This window comes from Mesorhizobium sp. WSM4848 (genome assembly GCF_055811375.1).
On sequence record NZ_JBVVPX010000012.1, the window covers coordinates 34,351 to 47,911 of the forward strand.

The 13,561-nt window shown below is 61.9% G+C and carries 9 protein-coding genes, 1 tRNA gene and 1 pseudogene; 8 read left to right on the forward strand and 3 right to left on the reverse strand.

Annotated elements, in window-relative coordinates; all coding sequences use genetic code 11:
• Positions 1-237: 237 nt before the first annotated feature.
• From AC0L16_RS13605 to AC0L16_RS13620, 4 genes and pseudogenes are all read left to right on the forward strand, one after another.
• Positions 238-1,104, forward strand: coding sequence for a class I SAM-dependent methyltransferase (locus tag AC0L16_RS13605; RefSeq protein WP_473621324.1), 867 nt, complete (start codon positions 238-240; stop codon positions 1,102-1,104).
• Positions 1,105-1,443: 339 nt separating this feature from the next.
• Positions 1,444-4,056 (forward strand): bifunctional diguanylate cyclase/phosphodiesterase, encoded by a 2,613-nt coding sequence (locus AC0L16_RS13610; RefSeq protein ID WP_473621463.1) that lies wholly within the window; start codon positions 1,444-1,446, stop codon positions 4,054-4,056.
• A gap of 79 nt (positions 4,057-4,135) precedes the next feature.
• A pseudogene (locus AC0L16_RS13615) lies at positions 4,136-4,505 on the forward strand (vitamin B12 dependent-methionine synthase activation domain-containing protein); the annotation flags it as partial.
• Between the two features lie 896 nt (positions 4,506-5,401).
• Positions 5,402-5,686 (forward strand): hypothetical protein, encoded by a 285-nt coding sequence (locus tag AC0L16_RS13620; protein ID WP_473621325.1) that lies wholly within the window; start codon positions 5,402-5,404, stop codon positions 5,684-5,686.
• Positions 5,687-5,829: 143 nt separating this feature from the next.
• Here the strand turns inward: AC0L16_RS13620 and AC0L16_RS13625 are convergent.
• Together AC0L16_RS13625 and AC0L16_RS13630 are read right to left on the reverse strand one after the other, a co-directional pair.
• Positions 5,830-5,903: transfer RNA gene (locus AC0L16_RS13625), tRNA-Gln, on the reverse strand.
• A gap of 99 nt (positions 5,904-6,002) precedes the next feature.
• Entirely contained in the window at positions 6,003-6,935 is a 933-nt protein-coding gene (locus AC0L16_RS13630) for a lysylphosphatidylglycerol synthase domain-containing protein (protein WP_473621326.1), read from the reverse strand.
• Positions 6,936-7,417: 482 nt separating this feature from the next.
• Between AC0L16_RS13630 and AC0L16_RS13635 the strand changes: the two genes are divergently transcribed.
• Together AC0L16_RS13635 and AC0L16_RS13640 are read left to right on the forward strand one after the other, a co-directional pair.
• Positions 7,418-8,791, forward strand: a complete 1,374-nt coding sequence (locus AC0L16_RS13635) for a Ppx/GppA phosphatase family protein (protein ID WP_473621327.1) — start codon at positions 7,418-7,420, stop codon at positions 8,789-8,791.
• 79 nt (positions 8,792-8,870) lie between these two features.
• Positions 8,871-9,566, forward strand: coding sequence for an RlmE family RNA methyltransferase (locus AC0L16_RS13640; protein ID WP_473621328.1), 696 nt, complete (start codon positions 8,871-8,873; stop codon positions 9,564-9,566).
• A gap of 38 nt (positions 9,567-9,604) precedes the next feature.
• Here the strand turns inward: AC0L16_RS13640 and AC0L16_RS13645 are convergent, their stop codons facing one another.
• Positions 9,605-11,023 carry an MFS transporter gene (locus AC0L16_RS13645; protein WP_473621330.1) on the reverse strand — a complete coding sequence of 473 codons (1,419 nt, stop codon included), beginning with the start codon at positions 11,021-11,023 and terminating at the stop codon, positions 9,605-9,607.
• Positions 11,024-11,465: 442 nt separating this feature from the next.
• On the opposite strand from AC0L16_RS13645, the gene guaB reads away from it, so the two are divergent.
• Positions 11,466-12,968: an IMP dehydrogenase gene (gene guaB / locus AC0L16_RS13650; protein WP_473621331.1), complete on the forward strand. Its 1,503-nt coding sequence runs from the start codon at positions 11,466-11,468 to the stop codon at positions 12,966-12,968.
• A 25-nt stretch (positions 12,969-12,993) separates the two neighbouring features.
• Entirely contained in the window at positions 12,994-13,533 is a 540-nt protein-coding gene (locus AC0L16_RS13655) for a hypothetical protein (RefSeq protein ID WP_473621333.1), read from the forward strand.
• Positions 13,534-13,561 lie beyond the last annotated feature (28 nt).

Sequence of the window (13,561 nt, forward strand, 5' to 3'; positions counted from 1 at the left end):
CGACCTCGCCAAGAGGCTGCGCCGAAATCGCTGACCCAATCGATCGGGCCGGTGAAGCGCGAGGCTTGCGTAAAGGGCAAAGGTGGGTCGTATCGCAGCACCCTGCGCACACGCGGTTTCAGTTCAGCCCCGGTGGTGCACCGTACCGCCTCGGATTGACGCGCGACACTTTAGCTGCAAGGTATATTAACGTTCTGTTTACCATATATTGGTCTCAGCAGGGACTTGGGGGGCAATTTGGAACCGTTTCTGGGGGCGAACCGCCTTAATTGGGATGATCGGGCCGAACTGCATTCGACCGACACAACGGGCAGCTACCACATAGAAAATGTGCTGGCTGGCGGATCCAATCTCTATGAGCTGGAAACACGCGAGGTCGGTGACATTGTCGGCAAGGATATCGTCCATTTGCAATGCCATATCGGGCTCGACACGATCAGCTTGAAGAATCTGGGCGCCGGCAGCGTGACCGGCCTCGACTTTTCACCGACGGCGATCGCAGCGGCGCGGGATTTCGCTGCAAAGGCAGGCACTGACGTGCGCTTCGTGGAGGCGCCACTGTTCGAGGCAGTCGAAGCACTCGGCCGGACCTTTGACATCGCTTATGTTACCTGGGGTTCGGTAAACTGGCTTGACGACGTGTTCCGCTGGGCGCGGGTGGTTGCCGATCTCCTGCGACCCGGCGGCCGGCTCTATCTCGCCGAGGGCCATCCGTTGATGTTCCAGTGCGACCGCAAGGCTGCGGCGCTGGAGTTCAAGCATGACTGGCGAACGCCAATAGCCCGACCACTCGCATGGAACGAGGAACTCACCTATACCGGCGACGACCGTATCCTGAAACATCCGCGCTACTATGAGTGGATTCATCCGGTCAGCGACGTGGTGAACGCGCTGATTTCAGCTGGGCTGACGCTGGATTTTCTCAATGAGCATGACACGGTTTCGTGGCAGCACTTTTCATTTGCCGTGAGGGCCGGCAGGGATATGTACGGCTTGCCAGAGAACTCTCCCAAGATTCCAATGGCCTATTCCATTGGCGCGACGAAGCGTAGCGTCGGCAAGATACCCTACCTGGTTACCGCCAAGGCGATTGAGGGCCACTAATGCATGTCGCGCAAAAGTGTGCAGCGGTTTTGCGATAACGACATTCATAAAGACAAAAACTTAACGCGGTCGCATGATTCCATTCAGCCGCGACGCGCTTTAAGTCGTCAGCCAGAGCCGCAGGTCCGTGTCAGCCACTCGGGCCACCTCCGGCGGTTGGAAGGTGCAAAAATTTTAGGACCCGTGAAGGTCAAAATTAAACATTGATAGCTAATATACCTTGGTCGGGTTGGCCCAGAACCTGAATAGCATCTGAGGAATCGCCTATTGGCTCTTTTCCGCGCTAGGTTCGGCGGCATCAAGAAGGCCGTTTTCTCGTCGGCAAATATTCCGGCGGCAATGGCGGTGATCGTTATTGCCGTTGGCGCAGCGTTCGCGGACCACCAGAACAAAGTCGTCTCGGATCAAGCCGCCCGAGCGGATGTCCTAGCCAAGGTCAATCTTATCCGCGCCAAGCTTGAAGGCAACATCAATGGAAACCTTCAACTGGTGCAGGGACTGGTCGCGGCGGTCGTGACTGAGCCTTATATGGGACAGCAACGCTTCGCCTCGCTGGCGAGCAACCTGTTTGGCAGGGACTCGCAATTGAAGAATATTGCCGGCGCGCCCGATCTGGTCATTTCTCTGATGTACCCGATGGACGGCAACGAGAAGGCGATAGGCCTCGATTACCGCAAGGACGAGCGGCAGCGTGTGGCCGCGCTAAGGGCGCGAGACGAGCGCGAGCTAGTTCTTGCCGGTCCCGTCGACTTGAGGCAGGGAGGGCAGGGCTTCGTCGGCCGTATTCCGGTCTTTGTACGCAGTGCGGGCAACACCGAAAGGTTTTGGGGCATCATTTCAGCCGTTGTCGACGTTCAGCGCCTTTATAAGGCGAGCGGTCTGCTTGACGATGATCTCGGGATTGACGTAGCGCTGATCGGTAAGGACGCTCTCGGTCCAAGTGGCGAGCAATTCTTCGGCAATGAGCGCGTCGCCAAAAGCAATCCGGTGACAGCCGAGGTTCTGCTTCCGTCCGGTTCGTGGCGGATCGCAGCCATTCCCAAAAACGGCTGGCCTTCGACGCCCGACAACGCGTGGTTCTTGCGGGCCATCATGGCGGTGGCCGGGGCGTTGGTTGTGATCCCGTTCCTGGTTACGGGTCGCCTGATTGGCGAGAGACAGCGCAACTATGCGGAATTGAGTCGATTGTCGAGGCGCCTGGAACTCGCTCTGGAAGCGTCGGCTATTGGCGTTTGGGAACACGATCTCGCGACCAACGGACTTACGTGGGACGACCGCGTCAATGAAATATACGGCAAATCAACTGGGGAGCGCCGCGGCTACCTGGACTGGGCGGGAGCGATCCACCCGGATGATTTGGCTGGCGCCAACGCCGATTTCGACCGCGCGACGGCCAGCGGCGGGCCATATTTGTCGGAATACCGGATTATTCGGCCGGATGGCGAGATTCGCCATGTCCGATCCAAGGCGATAATTTACCGGGCCGCAGACGACACCCCAAAAATGATTGGCGCCGAATGGGATGTGACAGCCGATGTCCTGCTGAACAAGGACCTGGTTCGCGCAAAACAGCTTTCCGAGTCGAAAAATGCAGAACTCGAGTCGGCCAAGGCGCGCATAGAGCACATTGCGCTCCACGATTCACTGACCGGTTTGCCCAACCGGCGTTACCTCGACCAAGTGCTGGAAGATTACGCGGCAAACGCCAGGCGGACCGGCGGGTATGCGGCACTGCTCCACATTGATCTGGATCGGTTCAAGCACATCAACGATACGCTTGGCCACGCCGCAGGCGACGCAATGCTTGTTCACGCCTCGACCGTCCTCCGATCCAAGGTCGATGGTGACGGATTCGTCGCTCGGATCGGAGGAGATGAATTCATCGTCCTGTGCGTGGTGCATGACGATATCGAGCAACTGGCGCTGCTCGCTGACCGCGTCATCAGCCAGATGCGAGAACCGGTCTACTATCAGGGCCATCGATGCCGTTTTGGCGTGAGCGTGGGAATTGCGGTCGATAACGGAAAAGATGTCGAAGCCAAACACCTGCTGGTCAACGCTGACATCGCGCTTTACCGAGCAAAGAGTCGTGGGCGCAATCGATACGAATTCTTCACCGAGGCGATGCAAAGCGAGATCGTCGACACCAAACGGATCGCCGACGAAATTCTCGGCGGCCTTGAGCGCAACGAGTTCATTCCCTTCTACCAGCCGCAATTTGACGCGAAAACGCTTGAAATTGTTGGGGTTGAGGCGCTGGCGCGATGGCGGCATCCGGAGAAGGGTATTTTGGCGCCCGACGTCTTCCTAAGAATTGCGGAAGAATTGAATGTCGTCTCGATCATCGATCGAAACATATTAGAGCAATCGCTTTTGGATCTCGAAGGGTGGTCTGCTGCGAATCTTCACATTCCGCGGGTGTCGGTCAACGTTTCGGCACGCCGCCTTCAGGATGAGGAACTCATAAAGAGTCTCAGGGAACTGAATATCAAGAAGGGAACAGTTGCCTTCGAGCTCGTTGAGTCAATTTTCCTCGACGAGAATGATGATTTTGTTACCTGGAATCTTGAGCAGATAAAAGACCTCGGCATTGACATAGAAATAGACGATTTTGGCACGGGCTACGCCTCTATAGTCAGCTTGCTCAAGCTGCAGCCTCGCCGGTTAAAGATAGATCGCCAACTGGTCACCCCAATTGTCAAATCGCCGCAACGAAGGCAGGTGGTCTCGTCGATCATCGAAATCGGCAAATCCCTGGGTATCGAGGTCGTAGCGGAGGGTGTCGAGACGATGGAGCACGCACAGACACTCAAGAGCTTGGGCTGCGACATACTGCAGGGTCATGCCTTCGGGCAGGCGTTGGATGCCGACGGATTAAAGGCCTTTGTTCGATCTCGGCGCCTGCGCACGGAACGGGTTTTGGATGAACCGCTCCGGTTGGGTAGAGTATAAGCGCATACGCCTCACCTCACGGAGTAGCGCTGCGCTTGAGTCACAGGAGATTGGCCGATCACGGCAGAGGAGTTCTGGGGCCTATGCACCCGATGAGACCCGGCCCCGGACGAGCTGATCGGCGAACCCTATCTCGGCATCCGCCCGGCGCCGGCTATCGACGCAGCCCGATCACACCGAGAACGCGACGCTGTTCCGTCTGCTCGACGGCGGGCGCAATGCCGGCGTCAGCTTAGCTTAACCGAGAGTTTGCGATGTGGCCGGGCTCCTTCGTGTCCGGCGTCTACCTGTCGCATCCCGAAAGCTATTATTTCGGCGTCGCCAAGGTCGAACGCGACCAGGTCGAGGACTATGCGCGCCGCAAGCGCATGCCGCTCGCCGGGGTCGAGCGCTGGCTCGGCCCGATATTCAACTATGTGCCGGCGCAAGGGCTTGACGCAGCCGCGTGAGGCGGGAAATTACGGTGCGTACCTGATGGGGCGAGGAGCCCCATGAATCATCAAAGGGCGTCGGAGGATCGTCGGTCGACCTCCTCAAACGCCGCTGCGAACCCGTTCCGAATTGGTCAGGGCTTCGCCAAGGCGGCCTACGGCTTGTTTCAGTGCCTTTTCCGCGGAATCCGTCAGCGATTTGGCGCCTCCCTCGCAAACGGCGCTAGCATCGCCTTGCGCGTTGCCTCTAGCGGAGACGGCCCAGCGGCTTGGTTGCGAGGGGGACTGGCAGCTGGAGGCCGCTGGGCCTTGACCACCAGCGAGCATAAGAGGAGGCGCTGTGGTGGCCTGACCAAAACTTGCGCTCAAGGCAACGGAATAGCATCATTCGAACGAACACTGTGAGGGAACCTATTGTTCTGTCGGCAGCGGCTCATGGTCAGAAGCTGCATGGTGGAGCACCTGACCGAGGTCACCATGTCGAAAGTCTGGCCACAGACGGGGCAGAACTGGAAATGCCCTGCTTCGTCGTTGGCTGGCGGCCCGTGGCGCCTGCCCTTGATGCCGGTTGCCGGGGTTGTTGGTTCGATCTCGTCTCACGTTGGTCAACACCGCGCTTTTGATAGGACGGCCCGACAGCCTGTCGGGGGTGACCAGCGGGCCGCCGGGCCTAACCGGCGTGAGGGGATTGAGAGCGGCGCCGGCTGGGGAGGCATTCTAATCCCCTTCATGCGCTACTGCTAAGATAGTAAGGCGGATGCGGTATGCGAGATCCTTCTCCCATTGCAGGTGCCGGCTACCCCCAATCTCCAAGTTGATCAAACGACAGTTGCTCCCTAGCCTGCAAAAATTGCAGGTGTCAGCAACGCCGGGTGTTGGAACCCGGCAATTGGGGGCAATTGGGGAGACGCATCATGACCGATCCCATCATGGACTTAGTCGAAACGGCCATCATCCCCGATGTCTTCATTTCCGGGATGGCCGACATGGAAAATTTGGGAGACGGGAATTTCCGGTGCATATTTTACAGCCGGCAGCGAGCGATCTACGAGCGTGGAAAGTTCGAACACGTGATTGTGTGCCGCCTCGTCATGTCGGCTGGCGCGGCTCATGCGATGCTGAAACAAATCGCACATGCCGTTGAACGAGAATCGGATAACGCAGATTCCATCGGCTTTCCTGGCGGGGCACTTCAATGACAAGCCTTCGTCTGCACCCCGCCATCGCCTAAAGGAAATTAACGAGCCCCTGCTTGAAGTGCCACCCTTCCTTCGGGCTTGCGCCGCGTCGGTGTTCTACGATGGCGGGCTGATAAACGGCAAAAAAGTCTAATGAAATCAAGTGGCTGGGGAACCTGGATTCGAACCAGGACTAACGGAGTCAGAGTCCGTGGGTCTACCGTTAACCTATTCCCCAGCAGGCGCGGTTGAAGAAAACCGCGCGGGCAGGGCGACGATGGCGCCGCGCGTGCCTTGTAGCCGCCGCCGGAAAATAGTCAAGCCTGCCGAAGGCATTTCAATTCCCACCCCGCCCAAGCTGCGAGTGCTCAAAATACAGCACCACGCCAAGCGCTATCACCAGCGGGATGATAAGGTAGAAGAGCCGGAACACCAGCAGTGCTGCCAGCACGCCGACCGGGTCCATATGCGACAGGCCGGCCAGGAAGACGACCTCGAATACGCCGAGCCCGCCCGGCGCGTGCGAGATCTGGGCGACCGAGAACGATACCAGGAAGACGCCGAGCACGACGAAATAGCCGGGATTTCCTGATACCGGCAGGGCGAAGAAGATGATCGCCGCCGCCGCCAAAAGCTCGATCGGGCCGATCAGCAATTGCCGCGCGACAATTGGCAGCGCCGGATAATGGACCTGGAAGCTGCCGATCTTCAGCGGCCTGAGATGCAGCCAGCTGCCGAAGACATAGGCCGCCACCACGAGCAGCATCGCGAGCCCCGCCGCCTGCGAAAGCCGATGATGCGGCGTGCCGGAAAAACGGTCGACGATCTCCGGCGCGAGCACCAGCACGATGCCTGAAACCAACACCGTAGACAGGACGAAGGTGATCCAGCAGATCGCCACCAGAACGCCGACGTCCTGTCCGGTCAGCCCCTTGGTTCCGTAAGCGCGGTAGCGGATCACCGCGCCTGAAAATACCGAGCCGCCGATATTGTGCGACAGCGCGTAGGTGGTGAAGGAGCACAGGGTGACGAACAGCCACGACACTCGTTTGCCGATATGCAGGAGCGCGATGTGATCGTAGCCGGCCAGCGACGCATAGGCGATGACCGAGCTCAACGCGGCGAGCACCCAGCCGCGGGCAGGGATGGCGACGATGCCGTCCCAGACGTCGTCGAGCGAAATGCCGCGCAGTTCGTGCAGCAGCAACCATAGCGATAAAACGACCGCCGCAACGCCGACGACCGGCCAGAAATAACGCCTCCAGTTCATGGCGTGACGATCATGCGTTGCAGCCCCGTTGCCCTTTCGGTTCGCGACAGGAAAACTGCCCGCGATTTCGGATGTTTCATCCCCGCCATTTCAGAAATGCCCTATCGAAGCCGGCTATTCAACTGCGAAGGCACGTTGCTGCCGCTGCGCCTTCCCTTCTCCCCTTGTGGGGCCCGAAGGGCGAGGCCCGTGACTCGCCCCTGGCGGTGGATCGGCGCGTAGCGCCGAGACGGAAGAGGGGGTGTTGGAAGTAATGAGACCTTGCCAAGCTGGAACACCCCTCATCCGTCGCCTTCGGCGACACCTTCTCCCACAAGGGGAGAAGGGATCACCAGGGTCGCCGCCTTTCATGCTGCCGACAAAATTCGGCCCTGCGCTCTTGGTGATCCGGCCCGGCGCTGCTAGTCTGGTGGCAACTTAGAACACATGAAAGCGCCTGCTGCGTCCGGTCTCCGGTTCGCGCGGCGCCGGAAGGAACTGAAGTGGAAGACCACGACACCGGCGCCGGCGCGCCGGAAGTGGGCGTGTCCAGGGCTTCGCCGCCGCCTTCGGGCCAGGCAAGCCCACCCGCCGGCTGGCACAATGGCCGCCCGGTGCAGCCTTGGTCCGGTCACGGACAGGCAGGCGACGCGTCCCAGCATCAGAATGGCCAGAAGGCCAAGACCAGGAAGCGGCGCAAACGTCGGCGCGGCCGCAAGGTTTTCGCGCGCGACGACGCTCGCCTCGCGGCGGCCGGAGTGGCGGCGGCTGCCGTCAGCGCTCCGGCCAGCCGCTCGCCCGCGGCGATCGTCGCGCCCTTGCCGTCGGTTGCGCCAGGCAGGCCGGAGCCGGATGCTCGCCGCCCGCCGCTGCAGGAACTGCCGGTGTTTGCGGCACTCGATCTCGGCACCAACAATTGCCGGCTGCTGGTGGCGGTGCCGACGCGCCACGGCCAGTTCCGCGTCATCGACGCTTTCTCGCGCATCGTCAGGCTGGGCGAGGGCCTCACCGCCAATGGCCGGCTCGGGCAGCCGGCGATGGACCGTGCGGTCGAGGCGCTGAAGATCTGCGGTGACAAATTGCGCAGCCGCAAGATCAGGAAGGCAAGGCTGATCGCCACCGAAGCCTGCCGGACGGCAGCGAACGGCGCCGAGTTCCTCGACCGCGTCGAGCGCGAGGCGGGGTTAAGACTCGAGATCATCGACCGCCAGACCGAGGCGCGGCTGGCGGTGTCGGGCTGTGGCTCGCTGGTCGACCGCGACACGCAAGGCGTCGTCCTGTTCGACATCGGCGGCGGCTCCTCGGAAATCGCGCTGATCGATCTCACCGGCCACCGCTCGCCGAGGCTCGCCAACCACATCGTCTCCTGGACGTCGCTGCCGGTCGGCGTCGTCTCGCTGGCCGAGCGCTTCGGCGGCCGCGCCGTCACCCGTGAGATCTTTGCCGCCATGGTCGAGGATGTGGCTGTGCGCCTGCACGCGTTCGACGGGCGAGACCGGCTGAGCCATGTGCTCGCCAGCCCGAAATTCCACCTGCTCGGCACCTCGGGCACGGTGACGACGCTGGCCGGCGTTCACCTCGACCTGGACCGCTACGACCGCCGTCGCGTCGACGGACTGTGGATGGACCGCGACAGCGTCGACCGCATGGTCGAAAAACTGGTCGGCTGGGATTTTCAGCAGCGCGTCGCCAATCCTTGCATCGGCGCCGATCGCGCCGATCTGGTGCTGGCCGGCTGCGCCATCCTGGAAGCGATCCGCGCGGTGTGGCCGTCGGAGCGGCTGCGCGTCGCCGACCGCGGCCTGCGCGAGGGCATATTGAGCGAATTGATGGCCGACGACGGTGTCTGGCGCAACAATGGGCGTGGGGGAGCATGATCCCGAACCGCAAGACCGCGTCAGCGAAAAGTGGCAACCGGTTTTTGCTGGAGATCACGCTCAAACAAGAAGTCAGGCAATGACCAAGAAACCGGAAAAACCAGGCTCTGCCGGCATTCGCGTGCTGAAGACGCGGATCAAGAAGAAAAGCGGCCTGAAGGAATCGTCGCGCCGCTGGCTGCAGCGCCACATCAACGACCCTTACGTCCAGCGCTCCAAGGCCGACGGCTACCGCTCGCGCGCGGCCTACAAGCTGATCGAGATCGACGACAAGCACCATCTGCTCAAGCCCGGCATGAAAGTCATCGACCTTGGCGCGGCACCCGGCGGCTGGTGCCAGGTTGCCGCCGCGCGCACGAAATCGACGGCCGAACGCCCGCATGTCATCGGCATCGACTATCTGGAGATGGACGCGGTGCCCGGCGCGCCGGTGCTGTTGATGGATTTTCTCGACCCGCAGGCGCCGGAAAAGCTCGCCGAAACGCTCGGCGGCCAACCGGACATCGTTTTGTCCGACATGGCCGCACCCACCACCGGCCATCGCCGGACCGATCACATCCGCACCATGTATCTGTGCGAGGTGGCCGCCGATTTCGCCCTGTCGGTGCTGAAGCCGGGCGGCCATTTCCTCGCCAAGACTTTCCAAGGCGGCGCCGAGAACGAATTGCTCGCCAGGCTCAAGCAGAATTTCCGCTCGGTCCACCACGTCAAACCGCCGGCCTCGCGCGACGAGTCGGTGGAGCTTTATCTGCTGGCGAAGGATTTTAAGGGTTAGGCTGCCTCAGCTTTTTAACGCTGGAGGGACAGCACACCTCAACTCCCCGGTGGACCCACGCCCAGGGTCTTCGGCGCCGTCAGCCCGCCATGTCCCGATACGGCGTTGCCGGCATCGGGCGCCAGGCGCATGAACGACAGCGAAGCGGCCGCGGACACGGCCGCGACAATGGAGAACGCGATGTGGAAGTCGCCCAGCGTCAGCGGCCCGCCATGGATTGTCGTCGACACTTCCAGGATGCCGCCGGCCAGCGCCACGCCGAGCGCGATCGACAGTTGCTGGAACACCGCGGCGATCGGTGTTGCCCGGCTGGCGTCGGCGGTCGAAATCTCGGCATAGGCAAGCGCGTTGATGCCGGTGAAGAACATCGAGCGGATGAAGCCGCCGGCGAGCAGGGCGGCGAGGATCAGCAGATAGGGCGTCTCGGGCGTGAGCAGGCTGTTGATGGCAATCGACGCCGCCGCGATCAACGAGCCGAAGATCAGCACGCGGCGGAACCCGGCGACCCTGAAGATCAGCGCGGTGACGAATTTCATGCCGATCGCGCCGATCGCCGCCACGAAGGTGATCATCCCCGATTGGAACGGCGTCAGCCCGAAGCCGATCTGGAACATCAGCGGCAACAGGAAGGGCACCGCGCCGATGCCGATGCGGAACAGTCCGCCGCCGAGGACCGAGGCGCGGAACACCTGGTTGCGGAACAGCTCGAGCGCCAGCAGCGGATTTATGGCGCGGCGCGCATGCCGGAGGTAAAGCACGGCTGAAACCAGCCCGACAGCCACGGTGAGGAAGCCGGCAATCGGCGGCAAGGCCGGCAGGCTGACCACCGACAGGCCGAAAACGATGCCTGATGCCGCCATGCCGCTCAGCACGAAGCCGATGAAGTCGAGCGGCGGCGTCGGCGCCGCTTCGGTCTCCGGCAGGAAGCGCGTGGCCAGCCAGATGCCGATCAGCACGATCGGCACATTGATCAGGAAGATCCAGTGCCAGCTGAAATAGGTGGTGATGAAACCGCCGAGCGGCGGCCCGACGAGCGGCCCGAGCAATGCCGGAACGGTCAGCCACGACATCGCGGCGACGAGTTCGCTTTTCGGCGTGGCGCGCACCAGCACAAGCCGTCCCACCGGCGTCATCATGGCGCCGCCAATGCCTTGCAGGAAGCGTGAGACCACGAAAGCCTGCAGCGAATTGGACATCGCGCAAGCCACCGAACCGACGATGAACACGGCGATTGCGGCGCGAAACACGGTCTTGGCGCCAAAACGGTCGGCCATCCAGCCGCTGATCGGAATGAACACCGCCAGCGACACCAGATAGGCGGTCAGCGCCAGCTTGAGCGCCACCGGGCTGGTCTGGAGGTCGACGGCGATCGCCGGCAGCGACGTTGCGATAACGGTCGAGTCCATGTTTTCCATGAAAAGGGCGACCGCCAGGATAAGCGGAATGGTGCGGTTCATGGAGCACGTCCGGATTCGAATGTTGCCGCCGATTGCCTAGTCCGGGGGGGCAAGCCGACACGCAGGGCGGTTACCATGGGTTGCGTTGGATGTCGCCTTAACTTGCTGTCACATTTGCGTTGCCGTCGCAAAGCAAGACAGATGTGCTAATCACTTCTGAGGGGCGGCGCAAACCTGAAGCGATTGCCCTGAAGCCCGAATCTCTTCCGCTGCTAGCTCTGCCCAAGCAACAGTCAATCAGAGCAGAGCTGCGGTGAATGCCGGTCGCCATCTGTCACCGCGAAAGGCATTAAGCTGAGTACGCAGCGCTGTCGTGCACAAGCAATCGGCTTTTCAACGGCGACGGGACGTGTTACGAGCCAGCGCCAATCCTGAAAGGGAAGAAGACGAGTCGGCGCTGTCCATCCGGTCCAGCGCTTTTCATGCATTCCGAGGGCTGGCCATGGCAAAGATTATCGAAACGTCCACGGGCGCATTGGCGCTGACCTTTGACGACGTGCTGCTGCAGCCGGGTCATTCCGAGGTCATGCCCGGCGAAACCGATATCCGCACCCGCATTGCCGGCGACATCGACCTCAACGTGCCGATCCTGTCCGCCGCCATGGATACCGTCACCGAGGCGCGTCTTGCCATCGCCATGGCCCAGGCCGGCGGCATCGGCGTCATCCACCGCAATTTCTCGCCGGCCGAACAGGCCGAGCAGGTGCGGCAAGTCAAGAAATTCGAATCCGGCATGGTGGTGAACCCCGTCACCATCGGCCCCGATGCGACGCTCGCCGACGCCTTGGGGCTGATGCGCACCTACAGCATCTCGGGCATTCCGGTGGTCGAGAATGGCGGCGCCGGCGGGCACACGGTCGGCCGGCTGGTCGGCATCCTGACCAACCGCGACGTGCGCTTCGCCTCCGACCCGGCGCAGAAAGTCTACGAGCTGATGACCCGTGAGAACCTGATCACGGTCAAGGAGAACGTCGATCAGGACGAGGCCAAGCGGCTCCTGCACCAGCACCGCATCGAAAAGCTGGTCGTGGTCGATAGCGGCGGCAATTGCGTCGGATTGATCACCGTCAAGGACATCGAGAAGTCGCAGCTCAACCCGCACGCCACCAAGGACGTGCAGGGGCGCTTGCGCGCGGCGGCCGCCACCAGCGTCGGCGATGACGGTTTTGAGCGCGCCGAGCGGCTCATCGATGCCGGCGTCGACCTTTTGGTGATCGACACCGCGCATGGTCACTCGCAACGCGTGCTCGATGCGGTGACGCGGGCCAAGAAACTGTCCAATTCGGTTCGCATCCTGGCCGGCAACGTCGCCACTTCAGAAGGCACGCTGGCGCTGATCGACGCCGGCGCCGACGCCGTCAAGGTCGGCATCGGGCCGGGTTCCATCTGCACCACCCGCATCGTCGCCGGCGTCGGAACGCCACAGCTTTCGGCGATCATGTCGGCGGTCGAGACGGCGCAGAAATCGGGCGTCTCGGTCATCGCCGATGGCGGCATCAAATATTCCGGCGATCTCGCCAAGGCGCTCGCCGCCGGCGCCAGTGCCGCCATGATCGGGTCGCTGCTGGCCGGCACCGACGAGAGCCCGGGCGAAGTCTATCTGCACCAGGGCCGCTCGTTCAAAGCCTATCGCGGCATGGGCTCGGTCGGCGCCATGGCGCGTGGCTCCGCCGACCGCTATTTCCAGGCCGAGGTTCGCGACACGCTGAAACTGGTGCCGGAAGGCATCGAAGGGCAGGTGCCTTACAAAGGACCTGTGTCCGGCGTGCTGCACCAGCTTGCCGGCGGCCTGAAAGCCGCTATGGGTTATGTCGGCGGGCGCGACCTTGCCGATTTCCGCGATCGCGCCACCTTTGTACGCATATCCAACGCCGGACTTCGTGAAAGCCACGCCCATGACGTCACGATCACCCGCGAAAGCCCGAATTACCCCGGCGGAGCCTAACCAGTTCGCACGAAGCCTGGCGGCAATGATGCTGCGGCTGTCGCGCCACGCTGCCGCGCTCTGTTTTGTCTGCGCGGCGGTTTTCGTCGCCATGACGGCGATGGAGTTCCTCTATTTCCGCCAGCTGAGCGGCGGCCTGCCGTCGCTCGATTTGCGCTGGACCGGTTTCACCCCGGATGAGGGCATGGCCTGGCTGACGGCACTCGGCCGCCGCAGCAGCGAGATCATTCTGGTCTGGCACTATCTGACATTCGACCTGCTGTTTCCGGCGCTGCTGTCTCTGACATTGGTCAGCCTGATCCTGGCCACGGGGCGACGGCTGAAGAGCTTCCGGGCTCTGTCTGCACAGCTTCAGTCGCTGTTCGCGCTCGTCCTGGTGTTGCCCTACACGCTTGCCGATTATGCGCAGAACATCGCGGTGGCCCGCATGCTCTCCGATTTCCTGTCGGCCAATCCGGATTCGCTGTCCTTCGCCTCGGCGCTGATCGTCACCAAATTCGCGCTTCTGGCGGTACCGGTGATCGTCATCGCGGTTTTCCACCTGATCGATCAGAAACAGCACTGATCAACCTTCTCCCACAACAAGCAAGGGG

Excerpts from the sequence above, each read along its gene's own strand:
- AC0L16_RS13610 (WP_473621463.1), top strand. The coding sequence starts at position 1,444 with ATGGCGGTGATCGTTATTGCCGTTGGCGCAGCGTTCGCGGACCACCAG.
- AC0L16_RS13620 (WP_473621325.1), top strand. The coding sequence starts at position 5,402 with ATGACCGATCCCATCATGGACTTAGTCGAAACGGCCATCATCCCCGAT.
- AC0L16_RS13630 (WP_473621326.1), bottom strand. The coding sequence starts at position 6,935 with ATGAACTGGAGGCGTTATTTCTGGCCGGTCGTCGGCGTTGCGGCGGTC.
- AC0L16_RS13640 (WP_473621328.1), top strand. The coding sequence starts at position 8,871 with ATGACCAAGAAACCGGAAAAACCAGGCTCTGCCGGCATTCGCGTGCTG.
- AC0L16_RS13645 (WP_473621330.1), bottom strand. The coding sequence starts at position 11,023 with ATGAACCGCACCATTCCGCTTATCCTGGCGGTCGCCCTTTTCATGGAA.
- guaB (WP_473621331.1), top strand. The coding sequence starts at position 11,466 with ATGGCAAAGATTATCGAAACGTCCACGGGCGCATTGGCGCTGACCTTT.
- AC0L16_RS13655 (WP_473621333.1), top strand. The coding sequence starts at position 12,994 with ATGATGCTGCGGCTGTCGCGCCACGCTGCCGCGCTCTGTTTTGTCTGC.